This window comes from Streptococcus salivarius (assembly GCF_009738225.1).
Classification (GTDB): domain Bacteria; phylum Bacillota; class Bacilli; order Lactobacillales; family Streptococcaceae; genus Streptococcus.
On the sequence record NZ_CP018187.1, the window covers coordinates 598,781 to 619,537 of the forward strand.

At 39.5% G+C, this 20,757-nt stretch carries 19 protein-coding genes and 4 pseudogenes; 22 read left to right on the plus strand and 1 reads right to left on the minus strand.

Annotation, left to right across the window (positions count from 1 at the left end):
- The first annotated feature begins 291 nt into the window (after window positions 1-291).
- The 9 genes from BSR19_RS03030 (at window position 292) to BSR19_RS03070 (ending at window position 7,078) form a co-directional block, all read left to right on the plus strand.
- A complete protein-coding gene (locus tag BSR19_RS03030; protein ID WP_060971323.1) occupies window positions 292-1,152 on the plus strand; it encodes a thymidylate synthase in 861 nt (286 codons plus the stop codon).
- A 108-nt stretch (window positions 1,153-1,260) separates the two neighbouring features.
- Window positions 1,261-1,764 (plus strand): dihydrofolate reductase, encoded by a 504-nt coding sequence (locus tag BSR19_RS03035; RefSeq protein ID WP_073950795.1) that lies wholly within the window; start codon window positions 1,261-1,263, stop codon window positions 1,762-1,764.
- 4 nt (window positions 1,765-1,768) lie between these two features.
- Entirely contained in the window at window positions 1,769-1,939 is a 171-nt protein-coding gene (locus tag BSR19_RS03040) for a hypothetical protein (protein ID WP_002886174.1), read from the plus strand.
- A 17-nt stretch (window positions 1,940-1,956) separates the two neighbouring features.
- Window positions 1,957-3,183: an ATP-dependent Clp protease ATP-binding subunit ClpX gene (gene clpX, locus BSR19_RS03045; protein WP_002890340.1), complete on the plus strand. Its 1,227-nt coding sequence runs from the start codon at window positions 1,957-1,959 to the stop codon at window positions 3,181-3,183.
- A 9-nt stretch (window positions 3,184-3,192) separates the two neighbouring features.
- Window positions 3,193-3,792 (plus strand): ribosome biogenesis GTP-binding protein YihA/YsxC, encoded by a 600-nt coding sequence (yihA, locus tag BSR19_RS03050; RefSeq protein WP_002885996.1) that lies wholly within the window; start codon window positions 3,193-3,195, stop codon window positions 3,790-3,792.
- Window positions 3,793-3,920: 128 nt separating this feature from the next.
- Window positions 3,921-5,297: an amino acid permease gene (locus BSR19_RS03055; protein WP_156246543.1), complete on the plus strand. Its 1,377-nt coding sequence runs from the start codon at window positions 3,921-3,923 to the stop codon at window positions 5,295-5,297.
- An 11-nt stretch (window positions 5,298-5,308) separates the two neighbouring features.
- On the plus strand, window positions 5,309-6,259 hold the full coding sequence (gene mmuM, locus BSR19_RS03060) for a homocysteine S-methyltransferase (RefSeq protein ID WP_156246545.1): 951 nt from the start codon (window positions 5,309-5,311) through the stop codon (window positions 6,257-6,259).
- 112 nt (window positions 6,260-6,371) lie between these two features.
- Entirely contained in the window at window positions 6,372-6,626 is a 255-nt protein-coding gene (locus tag BSR19_RS03065; RefSeq protein WP_002886199.1) for a DUF1912 family protein, read from the plus strand.
- A gap of 74 nt (window positions 6,627-6,700) precedes the next feature.
- Entirely contained in the window at window positions 6,701-7,078 is a 378-nt protein-coding gene (locus tag BSR19_RS03070; protein WP_156246546.1) for a helix-hairpin-helix domain-containing protein, read from the plus strand.
- A gap of 114 nt (window positions 7,079-7,192) precedes the next feature.
- Here the strand turns inward: BSR19_RS03070 and plsY are convergent, their stop codons facing one another.
- A complete protein-coding gene (plsY, locus tag BSR19_RS03075; protein ID WP_156246547.1) occupies window positions 7,193-7,834 on the minus strand; it encodes a glycerol-3-phosphate 1-O-acyltransferase PlsY in 642 nt (213 codons plus the stop codon).
- Window positions 7,835-7,971: 137 nt separating this feature from the next.
- Between plsY and parE the strand changes: the two genes are divergently transcribed.
- The 13 genes and pseudogenes from parE to BSR19_RS03140 all read left to right on the plus strand — a co-directional run.
- Complete coding sequence (parE, locus tag BSR19_RS03080) at window positions 7,972-9,921, plus strand: DNA topoisomerase IV subunit B (protein WP_156246548.1); 1,950 nt, start codon at window positions 7,972-7,974, stop codon at window positions 9,919-9,921.
- 155 nt (window positions 9,922-10,076) lie between these two features.
- Window positions 10,077-10,625, plus strand: a complete 549-nt coding sequence (locus BSR19_RS03085) for a hypothetical protein (protein ID WP_156246549.1) — start codon at window positions 10,077-10,079, stop codon at window positions 10,623-10,625.
- Window positions 10,626-10,629: 4 nt separating this feature from the next.
- The gene (locus BSR19_RS03090; protein WP_156246550.1) at window positions 10,630-11,157 is read left to right on the plus strand and encodes a hypothetical protein; all 528 of its coding nucleotides are present in this window, start codon (window positions 10,630-10,632) and stop codon (window positions 11,155-11,157) included.
- Between the two features lie 70 nt (window positions 11,158-11,227).
- Window positions 11,228-11,674, plus strand: a pseudogene (locus BSR19_RS03095) (toprim domain-containing protein); the annotation flags it as partial.
- A gap of 29 nt (window positions 11,675-11,703) precedes the next feature.
- Window positions 11,704-12,924, plus strand: a complete 1,221-nt coding sequence (locus BSR19_RS11450; protein WP_002890358.1) for a DUF262 domain-containing protein — start codon at window positions 11,704-11,706, stop codon at window positions 12,922-12,924.
- Complete coding sequence (locus BSR19_RS03110) at window positions 12,917-13,762, plus strand: hypothetical protein (RefSeq protein ID WP_037597558.1); 846 nt, start codon at window positions 12,917-12,919, stop codon at window positions 13,760-13,762. Before BSR19_RS11450 ends, BSR19_RS03110 begins: the two co-directional genes overlap by 8 nt.
- 165 nt (window positions 13,763-13,927) lie before the next feature.
- Window positions 13,928-14,284: pseudogene (locus BSR19_RS03115) on the plus strand (Fic family protein); the annotation flags it as partial.
- An 83-nt stretch (window positions 14,285-14,367) separates the two neighbouring features.
- Window positions 14,368-14,864: pseudogene (locus tag BSR19_RS11585) on the plus strand (hypothetical protein).
- A gap of 89 nt (window positions 14,865-14,953) precedes the next feature.
- Window positions 14,954-15,490, plus strand: coding sequence for a GNAT family N-acetyltransferase (locus BSR19_RS03120; protein ID WP_002890361.1), 537 nt, complete (start codon window positions 14,954-14,956; stop codon window positions 15,488-15,490).
- Window positions 15,491-15,506: 16 nt separating this feature from the next.
- Complete coding sequence (locus tag BSR19_RS03125) at window positions 15,507-16,340, plus strand: aminoglycoside 6-adenylyltransferase (protein WP_037598079.1); 834 nt, start codon at window positions 15,507-15,509, stop codon at window positions 16,338-16,340.
- Window positions 16,321-17,055 carry a CPBP family intramembrane glutamic endopeptidase gene (locus tag BSR19_RS03130; RefSeq protein ID WP_037597568.1) on the plus strand — a complete coding sequence of 245 codons (735 nt, stop codon included), beginning with the start codon at window positions 16,321-16,323 and terminating at the stop codon, window positions 17,053-17,055. The genes BSR19_RS03125 and BSR19_RS03130 overlap by 20 nt, the downstream gene beginning before the upstream one ends.
- A 52-nt stretch (window positions 17,056-17,107) precedes the next feature.
- Complete coding sequence (gene parC / locus BSR19_RS03135; RefSeq protein ID WP_060972429.1) at window positions 17,108-19,564, plus strand: DNA topoisomerase IV subunit A; 2,457 nt, start codon at window positions 17,108-17,110, stop codon at window positions 19,562-19,564.
- Window positions 19,565-19,720: 156 nt separating this feature from the next.
- A pseudogene (locus tag BSR19_RS03140) lies at window positions 19,721-20,752 on the plus strand (branched-chain amino acid aminotransferase); the annotation flags it as partial.
- Between the last annotated feature and the right edge of the window lie 5 nt (window positions 20,753-20,757).

Here is a 20,757-nt window from a genome sequence, read left to right on the forward strand (position 1 = left end):
TTATATTTCTCATTTGCACTAGAATAAGGTAAAATTGAAGTGGCACTCTACTAGTTTTTTAGCTATGTTAGAAAAGTAAAATTGTTGTTATATATTGAAATCATTGCGAGCGTTAAGTGAGACTTTCCGCTGTGAGATAAGTGTCCGTAAATAAAGTGTTTTGTTTACAGACACTCGGAATTTTTGAGACCATAGGCTCAAAAATTAGTCTTGGAAGTTCGCAGACGTCCGTAATCACTTAAGGAAAGTCTCAAAAAATACTTTGTTTTCAATTGAATAAAGAGGAAAATCATGACAAAAGCAGACACTATATTTAAAGAAAATATCACTAAAATCATGGAAGAGGGTGTTTGGTCGGAGCAAGCACGTCCTAAATACAAGGATGGCACTACAGCCAATTCCAAATATATTACAGGGTCTTTTGCTGAATATGATTTGAGCAAGGGAGAGTTTCCTATTACCACTCTTCGTCCTATTGCTATCAAATCTGCTATCAAAGAAGTGCTTTGGATTTACCAAGACCAGTCAAATAGCCTAGATGTCCTTGAAGATAAGTATAATGTGCATTATTGGAATGACTGGGAAGTTGAAGGCGTACCTGCTAATAATGGGGACAAGCGTTCGATTGGTCAGCGTTATGGGGCGGTCGTTAAGAAGCACGATATTATTAACCGTTTGTTGGCTCAGTTGGAGGCTAATCCGTGGAATCGCCGTAATGTCATCTCCCTTTGGGATTACGAGGCCTTCGAGGAGACAGCAGGACTTCAGCCTTGTGCCTTCCAAACCATGTTTGACGTTCGTCGTGTGGGCGAGGACATTTATTTGGACGCCACTTTGACGCAACGTTCTAACGATATGCTGGTGGCTCATCATATTAATGCCATGCAGTATGTGGCTCTTCAGATGATGATTGCCAAGCACTTTGGTTGGAAAGTTGGTAAATTCTTTTATTTCATCAACAACCTCCATATCTATGACAATCAATTTGAGCAAGCCGAAGAACTGCTCAAACGTCAGCCCTCTGATTGCCAACCACGCTTGGTCCTCAATGTTCCTGATGGAACGAATTTCTTTGATATCAAACCAGAAGATTTTGAATTGGTTGACTATGAGCCTGTTAAACCTCAACTCAAATTTGACTTAGCAATTTAATAAATGCTTATGATTTAAGCCCATAAAGAGCTGGCAAAGTTTTTTCCAAGCTCTTTTTCTCTTTTTTTGTTAGAATGGATTGTAAACTTAAAAAGAAAAGGAAATACTGTGTCTAAACAACTCATTGCTATTTGGGCGGAAGCTCATAACCATGTTATTGGGAAGAATCACACCATGCCTTGGCACTTGCCTGCTGAACTGGCACATTTCAAGAAAACGACCATGGGCTCAGCAATTCTCATGGGACGTGTGACCTTTGATGGCATGAACCGTCGTTGCCTACCAGGACGTGAAACCTTGATTTTGACAAGAGACAAGGACTTCGACTGTGAGGGTGTGACGACCGTTACGAGTGTTGAGGAAGCTCTGGCTTGGTTCGAACAGCAAGATAAGGACCTCTATATTGCTGGTGGTGCTGGTGTCTACAAGGCTTTTGATGGACATTATGATGCACTCATCAAGACAACTATTGAGGCTGATTTAGAGGGAGACACGTATTTTCCACAACTAGATATGACGGCATTTAAAGAGGTATCACGTGACCGCGCGGTCAAGGATGATAAAAATGCCTACGACTTTAGCATAAGTCGCTATGAAAAAGAAGGAGACTAGGTTCATGCAACGTAGTGTTTTTGGGTTATTTACTGCATTATTGGGAGTGCTTTGTGTCCTCTCTGCCATTCCTGCCTTTCGCAAGAAACGTTATGGGTTAGCAGTTTTTCTCTTTTTAAATGCTTTTACTAACCTTGTCAATACTATTCACGCCTTCTATGGCACCCTATTTTAGAAAAGAGTGAGGAATAAATGGCTGGAAATCGTAATGAAGAAATGGTTTATTGTTCATTTTGTGGCAAAAACCAAGAAGAAGTAAAGAAAATTATCGCTGGGAATGGCGTCTTTATCTGTAACGAATGTGTGGCCTTGTCACAAGAAATTATTCGTGAGGAAATGGCAGAAGAAGTTTTGGCTGACTTGGCTGAAACTCCGAAGCCAAAAGAACTTTTAGATATTTTGAACAACTATGTCGTGGGGCAGGACCGTGCCAAACGTGCCTTGGCGGTAGCTGTTTACAATCACTATAAACGTATCAATTTCACAGAAAGTCGTGAAGACAATGATGTGGATTTGCAAAAATCAAATATTCTCATGATTGGACCAACTGGTTCAGGGAAGACTTTCTTGGCTCAGACCTTGGCTCGTAGCTTGAATGTTCCATTTGCGATTGCGGATGCAACATCATTGACAGAGGCAGGTTATGTGGGTGAGGACGTGGAAAATATCCTCCTCAAACTGATCCAAGCGGCAGACTTCAATATTGAACGTGCGGAACGTGGAATCATCTATGTTGACGAGATTGATAAGATTGCTAAAAAGGGTGAAAATGTATCAATCACTCGTGACGTTTCTGGTGAAGGGGTTCAACAAGCCCTCTTGAAGATTATCGAAGGAACAGTAGCTAGCGTTCCCCCTCAAGGTGGTCGTAAACACCCTAACCAAGAGATGATTCAAATTGATACTAAGAATATTCTCTTTATCGTTGGTGGTGCTTTTGATGGTATCGAAGATATCGTTAAGCAACGTCTTGGTGAGAAAATCATTGGTTTTGGTCAAAATAATAAGGCAATTGATGATGACTCATCATACATGCAAGAAATTGTGGCTGAAGATATTCAAAAATTCGGTCTTATCCCTGAGTTTATCGGACGTTTGCCAGTCCTTGCGGCCCTTGAACAGTTAACGGTTGACGACTTGGTTCGTATCTTGACAGAGCCTAGAAATGCCTTGGTTAAACAGTACCAAACCCTCTTGTCTTATGATGGGGTTGAACTGGAGTTTGACCAGGATGCTCTTGAAGCTATTGCAAGTAAGGCAATTGAACGTAAGACCGGTGCGCGTGGCCTTCGCTCTATCATTGAGGAAGTCATGATGGATGTCATGTTTGAGATTCCTAGCCAGGAAGATGTGACTAAGGTTCGTATTACAAAAGAAGCCGTTGACGGCACAGCTGCTCCAGTTTTGGAAACAGCATAAGGAGGTTCTATGGCTGAAGAACAAGTCCTAAATACGCACAATGCTGAGATTTTGCTCAGTGCGGCGAATAAGAGCCACTATCCCCAAGATGACCTCCCTGAGGTTGCCCTAGCAGGACGCTCGAATGTTGGTAAATCAAGCTTTATCAATACACTTCTTGGTCGTAAAAACCTAGCACGTACTTCTGGAAAACCAGGGAAAACTCAGTTGCTTAATTTCTACAATATTGACGATAAGCTTCGTTTTGTGGATGTGCCAGGTTACGGTTATGCCCGTGTGTCTAAAAAAGAACGTGCCAAATGGGGCAAAATGATTGAGGAGTACCTCGTGACTCGAGATAATCTTCGTGTCGTTGTTAGCTTGGTTGACCTCCGACATGAACCAACTCAAGACGATATCCAAATGTATGAATTTCTCAAGTATTATGAAATTCCGGTCATCGTTGTAGCGACTAAGGCTGACAAGATTCCTCGCGGAAAATGGAACAAGCACGAATCGATTATTAAGAAAAAACTCAATTTCGACAAAAATGACCATTTCATCGTTTTTTCATCTGTCACACGTGACGGCTATGACGAGGCATGGGATACGATTTTGGCAGAATTGTAAGAAAAGCTCGGAGAGATCCGAGTTTTTTCTTGCGATAGTTTTTGTCTATCTCTTTGATAGTTTCCACCTATTATCCAAGGGGATGATATTGTGATAAGCTTGTTTTATCACATATATTGGAGGAATCTATGGAAAACCATAATTATGAAAATGAAGGTCAGTTCCAACGGAAGATGACCTCACGCCACCTCTTTATGCTCTCGCTAGGTGGTGTCATTGGTACTGGTCTCTTTCTTAGCTCAGGCTATACGATTGCACAAGCAGGACCCCTTGGTGCGATCCTATCTTATCTTGTGGGGGCTATCGTTGTTTACTTGGTCATGCTTTCATTAGGTGAGTTAGCTGTTGCCATGCCAGTAACAGGATCTTTTCACACCTATGCCACTAAATTTATCAGTCCGGGAACCGGCTTTACGGTAGCTTGGCTTTATTGGATTTGTTGGACGGTAGCCTTGGGAACAGAATTTCTGGGTGCTGCCATGTTGATGCAACGTTGGTTTCCATCAGTTCCGGCTTGGATGTTTGCGGCATTCTTTGCCTTGGTGATTTTTGGAATTAATGCTCTGAGCGTAAGGTCTTTTGCGGAAGCGGAATCTTTCTTCTCTTCTATAAAGGTTATTGCTATCTTGGTTTTTATCATCCTAGGTCTGGGGGCTATGTTTGGTTTGGTCAGCTTTGATGGTCATCGTGAAGCTATTATGTTCAAGCATTTGACGGCTAATGGTCTCTTTCCAAATGGTGGTCTTGCCATTGTGTCAGTCATGTTAGCGGTTAACTACGCCTTTTCGGGAACAGAGTTAATCGGTATCGCAGCTGGTGAGACAGATAATCCTAAAGAGGCTGTTCCACGTGCTATTAAAACGACCATTGGACGCTTGGTTATCTTCTTTGTCTTGACCATTGTGGTATTGGCTTCGCTTCTTCCCATGAAAGAAGCAGGGGTATCTTCAGCACCTTTCGTTGATGTTTTTGACAAGATGGGGATTCCATTTGCGGCAGACATCATGAACTTTGTTATCCTGACAGCTATTCTTTCTGCTGGGAATTCGGGACTCTACGCTTCAAGCCGTATGCTTTGGTCTTTGGCCAATGAGGGAATGCTCAATAAAAAGCTAGTGAAAATTAATAAGCATGGTGTTCCAATGACAGCCCTTTTGATTTCCATGGCAGGAGCAGTTTTATCGCTCTTTTCAAGTATCTATGCTGCAGATACGGTTTATCTAGCTTTGGTATCAATCGCTGGTTTTGCAGTTGTTGTTGTCTGGCTCTCCATTCCTTTGGCACAAATCAACTTCCGTAAACAGTGGAATTTAGAACATTCTGATGATGAGTTGGATTACAAGACACCGTTTAACCCAATCCTACCTTATATCACAATTGTTCTCTTGGCCGTTTCTGTGCTTGGGATTGCTTGGGATAGTTCACAACGTGCGGGACTTTACTTCGGTATTCCTTTCATGATTTTCTGCTACCTCTATCACTACCTTCGCTTTAAAAAATGGTAAGGAGGCCTTGTATGGCAACATTTAAAGATTATTTGGAAAATAAATCTCCCCTTATCCTCCATGGGGCACTAGGAACAGAGATGGAAGCCCTGGGGCATGATATTTCAGGTAAGCTCTGGTCAGCTAAGTACCTTATTGAAAAGCCAGAAGTTATTCAAAAAATCCACGAAACCTATGTAGCCGCTGGGGCTGACTTGATTACCACATCGTCTTATCAGGCGACCTTGCCAGGCTTGATGGAGGCTGGACTTACTGAGAAAGAAGCGGAGCAGATTATTGTCTTGACAGTTCAGTTGGCAAAGAATGCACGTGATAAGGTATGGGCAGCATTAGATGAGACTGAGAAAGCAAAACGACCATATCCTTTGATTTCTGGAGATGTCGGTCCTTACGCAGCTTATTTGGCTAATGGTTCTGAGTATAGTGGTGATTATGGTCAAATTACTATCGAGGAGCTTAAGGATTTTCATCGGCCTAGGATTCAAATTCTCCTAGATCAAGGTGTGGACTTGCTAGCTTTGGAAACTATTCCAAATCGTTTAGAAGCACAAGCCTTGATTGAACTCCTGGCTGAAGAATTTCCAGAATCAGAAGCTTATCTCAGTTTTACAATCCAAGAATCAGCCACTATCAGTGATGGGACTTCTTTAGATGAGATTGCCAAGCTTGTTTCCCAGTCAGACCAAATCTTGGCCCTAGGAATCAACTGTAGTTCGCCTCTTCTTTATGATCAGGCTCTTGCTATTCTTAAAAATGCTGGAAAAGCCCTCATTACTTACCCAAACTCAGGTGAGGTTTATGATGGCAGTACGCAGACTTGGAAACCTAAGGATAAGGATGCTCTAACCTTAGTTGAACATAGTAAAGATTGGCATGCTCAGTTTGGAGTTAAGATTTTAGGTGGCTGCTGTCGCACACGTCCAAATGACATTAAAGCCTTATATACAGAGTTTAGAACCTAGTCAAATTTCTAATTATTTGTTATAATAGGAGACTGTAAGGCTATGAGCTCTACACATTATTAGTAGAAAATGAAGCCAGCGTTAAGCTGGTTTTTAAAATGAAGAGGAAAATATGACCTACGAACAAGAATTTCTAAAAGACTTCGAAGCCTGGGTTGTTACCCAAGTTAAAGTAAACGAAACGGCCTTGGCCGCTAGCAAGAAAATCTGGGAAGAAGACGGCGATGAACGTGCACGTGATGCAAGTTACCGCTATGAAGCTAAATTGGATGCTTACAATTTCCTAATTGGTAAGTTTGCCAACTATCGTGCTGGCAAAGGTTTCCATGATATGCCAGATGGCTTGTTCGGGGAACGTCACTATTAATAAAGGATGAAAAAGAAAATGGCGATACTACTTTATAGAAAGGTATCGTCTATCAAAATAGGAGAAAACTAAATATGGCTAAAGTAAAAAATAAAAAGAAAGCTTTTAAACACCGTTTGAAAAAACAAGGACTTTTCAATAATGTTAAAGCCCCTGTTCCACCCGTTGCGCCTGTTCCACCAGTGCCACCAGTAGCACCACAACCTGTTGCTGAAACTAAGACAGCTGCCAAGGAAGAAGTAGCAGCCAAAGACCTTAGTCTTGAAGCTTTCGCAGAACTTCCAGAAGTTGAAGGCCTTCGTTCAAACCTTGTAGAGACCCTCTATAATGAAGGTTTGACATCAGTAGCGGCTTTTGCGACTGTGACTGAAGAAGAAGTTCTTGCCCTCAAGGGAGTAGGGCCTGCGACAGTTAAAAAATTAAAAGAAAATGGTGTTAGCTTCAAAGCTTAAGCCTAAAAAAAATCCGAGGTGTAGCCTTCGGATTTTTATTATTTGTCTTGGGGCTGTCAGTTAGTTAGCAGAACAAGAAAACCACTAGCTTGGCTAGTGGTCAATAGTAATTAATTATTTATTTGGATTTTGTTTCGTTAAATTAAGTCCAAAAGGTACCAAGTTTTCTTGATGCCTGCGGATGCGTCCCATATTTTCAGTGTGGCGGAAGATGATAAGCAAAGCCATGATGGTAAGAACGCCAGTGAAAATAAGGTCATAGCCATCTAGTAAGAAATGGATGGCTGGAAACACAGCCAGCGTAATAAGTCCAACAATTGCTGCAGTGACACTTGAAAATGAAATCATGCTGGTTAAATAGAGTGTTAGGGCAAAGACCAAGAGTAGGAATACACAGTAGAGTGGGGCAAAACCAAGAAGCACTCCTGCACTTGTCGCAACGGCCTTCCCACCTTTAAATCCAGCAAAGATTGGAAAAACATGCCCGATAATGGCAAAGAAACCAATGACAAGAGGTGAAACTTCTGTGACACCAAGCCAGATAGGTAGAAGAACAGCCAAGGTACCCTTGAACATATCAACTAAAAATGTGATGGTACCAGCAGTCTTACCTAGAACACGAAAGGTATTGGTTGTTCCAGTATTTCCAGAGCCATGCTCACGAAGATTGGTATGGAAGAAAAGTTTCCCAATCCAGAGGCCGGTCTGAATGGAACCTAACAAGTAGGCGATTAGGATTAACAATAAGATTTTCATGAGATAATTATAGCATACAGCCTAGTAATTGACAAAGTCAGTCAGCCTTAAGATATCTTTTGGACTTTCTTGATTTCTTTTGCAAATTCTTCTGAAAACTTATAAAATAATAAGGATGAAAATTTTGGAGGTCACTCTTGGCTAAAAAAGAAATAAATGTAAATAATTATAATGATGATGCCATTCAGGTACTAGAAGGGTTGGATGCGGTTCGCAAGCGCCCAGGAATGTACATTGGCTCAACAGATGGAACAGGGCTTCACCACCTAGTTTGGGAGATTGTCGACAATGCGGTCGATGAAGCCCTTTCTGGTTTTGGTGATGTCATCGCTGTCACCCTAAATAAGGATGGTTCCGTTTCTGTTTCTGACTCTGGACGTGGGATGCCGACAGGTATGCATGCCATGGGTAAACCAACAGTTGAAGTTATTTTCACTGTTCTCCACGCGGGTGGTAAATTTGGACAGGGTGGTTATAAAACTTCTGGAGGTCTTCACGGTGTGGGTTCTTCAGTTGTTAATGCGCTGTCTAGCTGGCTTGAGGTAGAAATTACCCGTGACGGTAGTGTTTATCGCCAACGTTTTGAAAATGGTGGTCACCCTGTAACAGGGCTTGAAAAGATTGGTAAGGCGCCTAAGTCTAAGACAGGTACAAAAGTTACCTTTATGCCTGATGCGAGCATCTTTTCAACGACTGACTTCAAATTTAACACCATCTCAGAGCGTCTTAAAGAATCAGCCTTCCTTCTTAAGAATGTCACTATGACATTGACAGACTTGCGTGGCGAAGAAGAAGTTCGTGAAGAATTCCACTATGAAAATGGGGTTCAAGACTTTGTATCTTACTTGAATGAGGACAAGGAAACGCTGACACCAGTCATCTATATTGATGGAGACCAGCAGGAATTTCACCTAGAATTAGCCCTTCAGTACAACGATGGTTACTCTGATAATATCCTTTCCTTTGTCAATAATGTCCGCACTAAGGACGGAGGTACCCACGAGACGGGCTTCAAATCTGCCATTACCAAGGCCTTTAACGATTATGCACGTAAGACTGGCTTACTTAAAGAAAAGGATAAGAACCTCGAAGGGTCAGATTACCGTGAGGGCTTGTCAGCAGTTATCTCGCTCTTGGTTCCTGAGGAACACCTTCAGTTTGAAGGACAAACCAAGGACAAACTTGGATCTCCTTTAGCTCGACCTATTGTTGATGGTATCGTTTCAGAGTATCTGACTTATTTCCTTATGGAAAATGGGGATCTGGCTTCTAACTTGGTGCGTAAGGCTATCAAGGCCCGTGATGCCCGTGAAGCTGCCAGAAAAGCTCGTGATGCCAGTCGAAATGGCAAGAAAAATAAAAAAGACAAGGGGCTCTTGTCAGGGAAATTGACGCCAGCCCAGTCTAAAAATGCTAAGAAAAATGAGCTTTATCTGGTCGAAGGGGATTCTGCCGGCGGTTCAGCCAAACAAGGCCGTGATCGTAAATTCCAGGCCATCCTGCCCCTACGAGGTAAGGTCCTAAATACTGAGAAAGCCAAAATGGCAGATATTCTCAAAAATGAAGAAATCAATACCATGATTTACACCATTGGTGCAGGTGTTGGAGCTGACTTTAACCTTGACGATATCAACTACGACAAGATTATCATCATGACCGATGCCGATACCGATGGGGCTCACATCCAGACCTTGCTTCTTACTTTCTTCTATCGTTATATGCGTCCACTAGTGGAAGCAGGACACGTTTATATCGCTCTGCCTCCTCTTTACAAGATGTCCAAAGGTAAAGGCAAGAAGGAAGTTGTCGAATACGCTTGGACGGACGGCGAACTTGAAGAACTTCGTCAAAAATTTGGTCGTGGCGCTCTTCTTCAACGTTACAAGGGGCTTGGTGAAATGAATGCGGACCAGCTTTGGGAAACAACCATGGATCCTGAAACAAGAACGCTTATCCGAGTGACGATTGATGACTTAGCGCGTGCCGAACGTCGTGTCTCAGTCCTTATGGGAGATAAACCAGCACCACGCCGTCAATGGATTGAAGATAACGTTAAATTTACGCTTGAGGAAAGTGGTGCATTTTAGGTTGCAGACCAGAAGGGAAAGTAATAAGATAGAGTTAGGGAGAACGCTTACTATCAATAGATGCTTGGTTTTATAAAGAGATAAGTTATTTATTTTCTACATAGTTTATTAACTATTTGATGTGTCATTGACTAGAAATCAATGGAGGTAGAAAAATGGATTTTAATGTTATTGATTACCTGGTTTACCATGCAGATGTAGCTGTTCCTGCTATTATTCTTATGGTTATTGTTTCTACCATATACTTAATTTTTTATGGCATACGACCTATAAAAACACGCTTTTTTATCCTTTTTCTTCTATCTATAGTTTCCCTCATAATCTTCGTGGTGGATAATCCTCTCTATTCTTATTTTGGAAGTCCATACTCAGGTTTATTATTTGTGTTTTACTATATGTTGATCTTTTCAGTGTTTTATGTGCCATTCTCGCTAATAGCTTTTATAAAAAGTCTTCTACATTTAATACGCTTTCAAACCAAATATTCAATCTTACTAGTTATTAATAGTTTCTTTGCCACATTACTGGCTTTCCTCAATCTGCTCTTTTTACAAGGGTCTTTGGGATTTCTCCCTGCTTCATCTATGTACCTTATTTTTCTTCTCCTAGCGATAATTGGTATTGTTCAAACTATAATAGGAGGAAAGGAAAATGAAAAAAATAAAGACTATATTGCTAAGTCAGGAAAAGACAGTATGAGGTAAACCTATGTTATCTAAGGTATTAAGTTTTTTACTTTACTATCCTCAAGTGGTGTTTCCTGTATGTGCAGGGGCAATAGCTTATTTAAGCGTTTATAAAAAGAGACCACTAAAAACACGCTTTTTGACCCTTTCTATACTAGTACTGCTAACCTTTCTTCTATCTTTGATAGATAATCCCTTCTCACAGAGGACCTACTCGGGTTTGTTATTGGCTTTCTATTATGTCTATGTTTTTTCTCCTCTAAGTGTTGCTTGTAGTATCACAGCTCTTTTAAAAAGTATCTATCATTATAAGCTATTCCGTATGCCATTAGCTCTAGTTCTCGTGATCAATGGCTCCATAATGACCGGTCTAACAATCTTAAACCTTATTTTATTCTTTGGGGAACTTTCTACTTCATTGACACTATCTTGTGTATCTTTCATTTTAATTGCGATAAGTGCAATGCTTCAATTGGTGGTTGGCGAAATAGAAACCAAGAAGGTTAAAGCGATTCTGATACAGTTGCAAAGTCAAGGAAGGACATTGTAAACTGAGGAGTGATTACTGTTCATCTTTTATATTATTCCAATCACTATTTAAAATAAAAAAATAAAGAGAAATCTTAATGACCGATGCTGATACCGATGGAGCTCATATCCAGACCTTGTTACTTACTTTCTTTTATCGTTATATGCGTCCACTGGTTGAAGCAGGGCACGTCTATATCGCTCTGCCTCCCCTTTACAAGATGTCTAAAGGAAAAGGTAAGAAGGAAGTTGTCGAATATGCTTGGACTGATGGTGAGCTTGAAGAACTTCGTCAAAAGTTTGGTCGTGGCGCTCTTCTCCAACGTTACAAGGGGCTTGGTGAAATGAATGCGGACCAGCTTTGGGAAACCACCATGAATCCAGAAACCCGCACCTTGATCCGTGTTACCATTGATGACTTGGCGCGTGCAGAACGCCGCGTCTCAGTCCTAATGGGAGATAAACCAGCACCACGCCGTCAATGGATTGAAGATAATGTCAAGTTTACGCTGGAAGAGAGTGGGGAAATGTTGTTTTGAAAGAAGTACAGATAAAAGGAGAGAGATGAATGAAAAATAAGGTCTATTATGGAGAATATTCTTTAGAGCATTGGATTAAGTTGATTTTAAAGAAGAATATTGTATTACCTGATTATCAACGTTATTATGTTTGGAATCAAGAAAAAGTTAAAACACTAATTGAAAGTTTTAATAAAAAAGAATTTGTTCCCCCAGTTACTGTTGGAGCCTTTACTGATGAAGAAGGGAGAAAAAATTTAATTCTAGATGGGCAACAGCGTTTAACGTCTATATTTCTTGCTTATTTAAATTTATTTCCGAATCGTAAGTGTGAAGATTGGGCACCTAAAGATTTCATTCCTCTAGCTAATACCAATGATGATTCTGAAATTGATGAAGGTAATGATTATAAAGGAGTAGATTGGAATTTTAATAGACTTCTATCAATCGGAAGTTCAAAAGCAAGCATAAAAGAAAAGGTAAAGACGGAGCAATATATTACTCTAAATGTAGATATTGGAGAAGATTTTTTTAAAGATAATTATTTAGGTTTTTCATTTATTGTACCTAGTTATGATGGAGAAGAACGTAAAAAAGAGCAAATAAAGTTTTATTCTTCTGTTTTCCGTCATATAAACATTCAAGGGGAAGCATTGTCGAATGTAGAAAGCAGACGATCTTTATATTACTTGAATGATGCTTTAGAACCATTTTTTGATCCTGATATTTTTAAAAATATTAAATTAAATGATAAGAAGTTAGATTTTGTACGCTATCTAGCAATTTTGGATAGTTACAAAAAACAAGATTATAATATTTCTCAAGTTGCTGCGGGAAATGGAAATAAACTTGAACAGTTTTATACAGATTATGTTTATAAAATTGCTGAAGAATTTGATTTTGATTTTGATTTTGATAATAAAATTTCAATTCTTTCTAAAAACTTAGAATATGATTTTTTTCCAGAAAATTTCCCGTCAATTATTGATGCAGATATCTATATGTTTGGGTTAATTTATTTTTCTGTTTTTAAAGAGAAAAAACTTATTCTTGAGAAAAATAGTAATCTAAAAGCTGAGATTGTCAATAAAATATCTGAATTAAAAGATTTGAAGATTAAAGCTGGCCAAGAGTTTGAGGGCACTCTTTATTCTTATGAATATGACTATGAATATGGCTACTATCATCAGAAGAGCCCCAATGCTTTGAAGTATATTAGACTTAGATTAAAAGAATCCCTTGAGTTGTATAAGGAGTATTTTAGTGAGTAAGCATACAGATTTTATTTTAACTCCTATAACTACTATTTTGGAAGAAGCAGTTGCTGCAACTAATAGTATCGGTGATGGAATTGAAACCTACCCTTTGTGTGATTACATTTTACAAGCTACATTCTTAAAAATGACTGGTTTTCAAGAGCAAAAGATGAAATGCATTGCTTGGGAGTTGGGAACAAATGATTTTGAGTTTAGATATTGGTGGTTAGAAAAAGCTAACTTAGGAACTTATTCAGCATATGATCAGAAAAATAGTATTTATAAAGAATTTTGTCAGGTACTTAAGAGAATAAATATAGATTTTGGTATAAATGAAATCAATAAACAGATTTTATTAGAGAATACTACTCAAAAGATTGATGAAATATTTAAAGATTCAAACCTAATTTCTTGGGTTCGTGCCGATTTTTCTTATTTTGTATCAGATGATTGGATTGATACTGATCAATTTTTGAAAGATGAAAAAAATATGTTTGTGTCAATGCCAAACGAAAACAATAGACCTAAGAAGCCAGAGAAAAAAGAAGGAGATAGTGAGCAAGGATATGAAGATAAACTTAGGGACTATAATAAGAAATATACTATTTATATTAAAAATATAGAGCATAATTTAAAATGTAAGTATGAAAATATGTATAATCAACGTAATCGATTGGCACATAATACTTTATCTTATCAGCAAAACTTACCGACATTAACTAAATTAGTTAATGAAACTCAAGCATCCAGAAATTATTTTATTTGGTTTGGACTGTTAACTTTAATTGATAATATTTTTATAGAATTGTATCAACTATATCAAGACGGATTGGAAGATAAGCTTGATTATTAAAAATGAAAATAGAAATGACTTCATCCCACAGTAATAATCACCTTTCCCAGTTTTAAAACAAGAAATCTCACTTGAAGAATATCTTGTCTAGTGGGGAATAACTTAAAACACACATATGTGTTTTGAGTTATTGGAGTAAAATACGAATTTTTAGATATGTTCTGAATTTTTTTAGAGCAATCCTTACAGTATATTGATAAACTTCCTCATGACAATTTTGATCAAGTGGTTGATAAGTATGCGGATATGAATATTGCCCATCCTTTCCGTGAGGGGAATGGACGCGCCATGCGGATTTGGCTAAATTGTATGCTTCGTCAGAAGCTGGGTAAAGTGGTAGATTGGAACGCCATTGATAAGGATGAATACCTGAATGCCATGAAGCGTAGTGCAGTGTCGACTGGAGAACTCAAGTATCTCCTCCTGAATAATCAAACTGAAAACCTCACCCAGGCCTGTTTCTTCAGGGGACGCTTTATACTACTTGAAGGATATTGTCTTTACCAGACAAGGAAGTTATGAAGTTCAAGTAAAGGTGACGATCATCTTTTGTATGTAAACAATCGCTAAAACTTATTGGAGGTGCGGTATTGATTACGTTATTAATGTTGCCTTTTTTCCTTGTTCTCCTAGCCATTTTTGGAATTATATATGATTTAACGATCAATAAAGGTAGAAAAGAGTGTGCTCGCACAGTATCCTTGTTTATATTGAATATCCTCACTATTGGTATCTGTCTATTAGATCTACCAATGGAAAGTAAACCATACTCAGGAATAGGGTTTATCTTATTTTATTCACTTGCTTTCACCCCTTTGATGATTGTTTTCTCACTATATACCCTCTATAGGATTGGAAAACATTATAGGTATTTTAAGAGTAAGTTTGCTATAATACTCCTATTTAATGCTATTTATTAGTAAATACTTTTGTATTATGGAGAAGCTTTAAAATATACCATAGAAACGATATTAAATTGTTTTATTTTATTTTAATCGTTTTATGGATTTGCTCAACTATCCAATTGATAGTAGGCGAACTTGAGAAGAAAAGAATACGAGGCATCCAAAAACAAGAGGAGCTAGATAGTTATGAAAAATAACTTAATTAAAGATAGGTGCAGAAAATACAGAAGTCAAGAGCAAATGCTGAGGAGTTGTGAGGTAAGAAAGTTTGCAGAGGAGTGTTTAGATGACTATTCTTGAAACAGACCGTCTCATTATACGGGACTTGCAGGAATCTGATTTGCCGGCTTTGATCGCTATGAATCAGGATCCGGAGGTCATGCAGTATTTCCCAAAGCCATATAGTCAAGCGGAGTCCTTGCGGCTTTATCAGGGTATTCAAGATGAAGTTAAGGCTTATGGATACAGTCTTTGGGCTGTTGAAGAAAAGGACAGTCAGGAGTTTGTCGGCTTGGTAGGTCTGCACCATTCGGATTTACGGATTTTTGCTGGAAAAGAAGTTGTAGAAATCGGCTGGCGTCTGCGAAAAGAGTTTTGGAATCGTGGTTATGCGACGGAGGCTGCCCAAGCCTGTCTAGACTTCGCTTTCCAGCAAGCTGGCTTATCAGAAGTTTACTCTTTTACATCCTTACTCAATCTCCCTTCGCAAAAAATCATGCAAAAGCTAGGCATGGAATTTGTCAAAGAATTTGATAACGAAAAAGTTCCAGCAGGCAGTCCCCTTTATAGACATGTCCTCTACAGAATCAAAAGTTTTCACTAAAAAGGCAGATATTCCCATGAGAACTGAAACCGAGATGTTTGATGTGATTTTGCAAACCGCAAAAGTGCTACAGGTTGACGCTGTCGCTATGTCTGGTTCACGAACGGATACAAGAGCGCCAAAAGATGAATTTCAAGATTACGACGTGGTTTATGTCGTGGACGACTTAGATAATCTGACGAGTGACCTTTCTTGGCTGGACTCCTTTGGCAAACGTATCATTGAGCAACATAATGTCCTAGGCAACCGTCGACTTTATCTGATGCTCTTTGAAGATGGCAATCGCATCGATTTGACACTCTGTCCTAAAGAACATATCCAAGAGTGGGTGGACAGCGAGGCAGGTTTCAGAGTGCTAAAAGACGATAAAGGTTTGTTTAAAGCCTATCAGCCTAATTACAAGCGCTATTGGATTTGTCCACCTACCGAAGAGGAATTTGCTACATCCTGCAATGAATTTTGGTGGGTATCGACTTATGTCGTCAAAGGGATACGAAGAAATCAGCTTATCTATGCGACTGATCACCTCTATGGCATTTGCCAGCAAGAAGTCTTGAAGGTCTTGGCTTGGCAGGTCGCAAGTGATAGGGGAATAGTCGGTATCGGCAAGAACTACAAGTATCTTTTCCAGTATTTACCTACAGAGAAAGAGAAGAAATTCTCAAATCTGCTTGATTTTTCAAGTGTAGAAAAACTTACTCAGTCATTGTTTGCTACGATGCAATTTTTCCACCAAGAGGCTAAATCTCTTGCTCAAAAAATGGGATTTGACTACGATAAAGAAGTGGCTGAGAAGATGATTGAGTATGCTGAGGAGAGACTCGAAACAAATGAAACCATTACAAAATAATAAGATAACAAAATTTTTACTGATTAGTTTTCTCATTTCTTGGGGATTTGGTTGGGGATTACTTGTTTTCCTGACGCAAATGGGCCTCTTAAGTCTAACAAGTCCTCTGGGAGTCTTTCTCCATCTGCTAGGAGGTTTCGGTCCCACCATTGCAGCCATTTCTTGTTTGCCTCAAAAATCAATTAAAAGCATAGTTTCTTTTATCTTAGGGGACTCAAAGAAATATATTTTCTTATTTCTTGTACTAATTTTCGTGCAGGCGGGTGTTATTGCTTTCTCGTCTAAGGAGATTAATCCAGCTTTTCCACTAGGAAATTTATTTGTTATTTTTTTGAGTGCAGTCTGTGTTTATGGTGGAGAAGAAGAATTGGGATGGCGAGGCACCTTGCAACCAACTTTGGAAACTAGATTCTCCTTTTGGATTTCCAGTTTGATAACAGGTTGTATTTGGGCAGTATGGCATGTACCTTTATGGTTTGTGATTGGAAGTTCCCAAAGTAGGATGCCTTTTATATTATTCAGTCTATTTGCAATTTATCTCAGTATTCTCCTAGCTGCTGTTTTCAAAAAAACTAACTCGGTCCTCTTTTGCGCCATTTTTCACGGTCTAATTAATACCCTACTTAGCTTATTTGTTATTAAAATTAATCTTTTATTCATTCTAGGATTAGTAGGATTACTCTTCTTTTCTCACTACCTACAAAGAAACAGTTAAATTTATAAAATATAGATTTACTTTGCAACAAAACAATAAAAAGAGAATTATTATGTCTAATATTCAAAACATGTCCCTTGAGGACATCATGGGGGAGCGTTTTGGGCGCTACTCAAAGTACATTATTCAGGAGCGTGCGCTTCCTGATATTCGTGACGGTCTGAAACCCGTTCAACGTCGTATTCTTTATTCCATGAATAAGGATGGCAATACCCATGACAAGGGCTATCGTAAATCTGCCAAGTCGGTGGGTAACATTATGGGTAATTTCCACCCCCATGGTGACAGTTCCATTTATGATGCCATGGTCCGTATGTCTCAGGACTGGAAGAATCGTGAAATCTTGGTTGAGATGCACGGTAACAATGGTTCTATGGACGGTGATCCACCAGCGGCCATGCGTTATACCGAGGCACGCTTGTCAGAGATTGCTGGCTACCTTCTTCAAGATATCGATAAAAACACCGTTCCTTGGGCTTGGAACTTTGATGATACAGAGAAGGAACCAACTGTTTTACCTGCAGCCTTTCCAAACCTTTTGGTAAATGGGGCTACGGGGATTTCTGCTGGTTATGCCACAGACATTCCACCACATAATCTGGCAGAGGTCATCGATGCCGTTGTCTATATGATTGATCACCCCTCTGCTAAACTGGAAAAGTTGATGGAATTCTTGCCTGGCCCAGATTTCCCAACAGGAGCTATTATTCAGGGGAAAGATGAGATTCGTAAGGCTTACGAAACAGGTAAGGGCCGAGTAGTTGTGCGTTCGCGTACTGAAATTGAGCAACTTAAAGGTGGCAAGGAACAGATTATTGTTACTGAGATTCCTTACGATGTTAATAAGGCTGTCTTGGTTAAAAAAATTGATGATGTTCGAGTCAATAACAAGGTTCCAGGCATTGCAGAAGTTCGTGACGAGTCTGACCGTACAGGTTTGCGTATTGCTATCGAACTTAAGAAGGATGCTGACAGTCAAACCATTCTGAACTATCTTTTGAAATATACGGATCTTCAGGTCAACTATAATTTCAACATGGTGGCTATTGACAATTTCACCCCACGTCAAGTGGGCTTACAAAAGATTTTGTCTAGCTACATTGCCCACCGTCGTGATATTATCGTTGCTCGTTCAAAATTCGACAAGGAAAAAGCTGAAAAACGTCTTCATATTGTGGAAGGACTCATCCGTGTCATCTCTATTTTGGATGAAGTCATTGCCCTTATCCGAGCTTCTGAAAATAAAGCTGATGCTAAGGAAAATCTTAAAGTCAGCTATGATTTTTCAGAAGAACAAGCTGAAGCCATCGTGACCTTGCAACTTTATCGTTTAACAAATACGGATATTGTCACTCTCCAAAATGAGGAAGCCGATTTGCGTGAGCAGATTGCTACCTTGGCTGCCATCATTGGTGATGAGCGTACCATGTTTAATGTCATGAAACGTGAACTTCGTGATATTAAGAAGAAATTTGGAAACGACCGTCGTTCAGAGTTGCAAGCAGAAACCAAGACTATTGAAATTGATACTGCAAGTTTGATTGTTGAAGAAGAAACCTATGTCAGCATCACTCGTGGTGGTTATGTCAAACGTACTAGCCCACGTTCTTTTAATGCTTCGACGATTGAAGAAGTTGGAAAACGTGATGATGACGATTTAGTTCTAGTTCAGCAGGCTAAGACGACACAACATCTCTTGATTTTCACCAATCAGGCCAATGTGATTTATCGTCCAATTCATGAGTTGCCAGATATTCGTTGGAAGGATCTGGGAGAGCATTTATCACAAACCATCTCCAACTTATCTAAGGATGAAGAAGTGCTTTACGCCGAAATTCTGGATGATTTTGAAACAGGTACTTACCTAGCAGCTACCAAGCTAGGTCAGATTAAACGTTTCGAACGCAAGGAATTTACGCCATGGCGTACCTACAAGTCTAAGTCGGTTAAATACGCTAAACTCAAGGATGATAGTGATTTTATTGTCACAGTCACTCCAATTCAATTGGATGATATCATGATTATCACTCAAAGAGGTTATGCCCTTTGCTTTAGCGCGGACGAAGTTCCAGTAGTTGGGGCCAAGGCAGCAGGTGTTAAGGCAATCAATCTTAAAGACGATGATATCGTTCAGGCTGTTTTTGTGGCAAATACTCAAAGTTTCTACCTTCTAACACAAAGAGCCAGTCTCAAACGTGTGGCTACAGCTGATATCCCACAGGCTAAGCGAGCTGGTCGAGGTCTCCAAGTTCTTCGTGAGCTTAAGACGAAACCACATCGCGTCTTTACGGCTGGTCCAGTCTTTACAGAAAATTCTGGTGGTGAGATAGATCTTCTAGCAACACCAGCAGAGGAGACTCCTCAGACCTTGCTTGTGACAGCCACGACAGGTGAAACTGCAGAGGTTGATTTGTCCCTTCTAAATCTTTCAGATCGTACTAGCAATGGAAGTTTTATTGAAGGGTTAGCAGACAAAGAAGTCTTTTCTGCTAAGATTATTGAAAAATAATGATAAGAAAGCTTTGTTCTCTTACTAGAGAGCAGAGTTTTTTTCTTTAAGAGACTAAAGAACTGTTTTAAAAAGAATTGTCAGAATTTTGCAACACAACCTTGAAATTTTCAATGAAAAGGACTATACTAGAAAGCACATAGTAACAGAAAAGAGGACATACACATGACAGTTGATTTAGACTGGGAAAATCTAGGATTTAATTACCGTAAACTTCCATTCCGTTATATCTCATATTTCAAAGATGGCAAATGGGACGAGGGGCAATTGACTGAGGATGCAACTTTGCATATTTCAGAAGCATCTCCAGCCCTTCACTATGGTCAAGAAGCTTTTGAAGGACTCAAGGCTTACCGTACTAAAGATGGCTCTATTCAATTGTTCCGTCCAGATGAAAATGCCAAACGTTTGCAACGTACTGCTGATCGTCTTTTGATGCCAGAAGTTTCTATCGACAAATTTGTAGATGCATGTAAACAAGTTGTGCGTGCCAATGAAGAATACGTTCCACCATATGGTACAGGTGCTACACTTTATCTCCGTCCACTTTTGATTGGGGTTGGTGATATTATTGGTGTGCATCCAGCAGATGAGTATATCTTTACTATTTTTGCTATGCCAGTAGGTAACTACTTCAAGGGTGGTTTGGCTCCAACAAACTTCCTTATTCAAGATGATTATGACCGTGCTGCGCCACATGGTACAGGTGCTGCTAAGGTTGGTGGTAACTACGCAGCAAGTATGTTGCCAGGTAAGATTGCACATGACCGTAACTTCTCTGATGTTATCTACCTTGATCCAGCAACTCACACTAAGATTGAAGAAGTGGGTTCTGCAAACTTCTTTGGTATCACAGCTGATAACGAATTCATTACACCACTCAGCCCATCTATCTTGCCATCTATCACCAAGTTCTCATTGCTTTACTTGGCTGAAAATCGCTTCGGTATGAAAGCTATCCAAGGTGATGTTAAGATTTCTGAATTGGATAAATTTGTTGAAGCAGGTGCCTGCGGTACAGCTGCCGTTATCTCACCAATTGGTGGGGTACAACATGGTGATGACTTCCATGTCTTCTACTCAGAAACAGAAGTAGGTCCTGTAACACGTAAACTTTATGATGAGTTGACAGGTATCCAATTTGGTGATGTTGAAGCACCAGAAGGATGGATTGTCAAAGTTGACTAATTCCG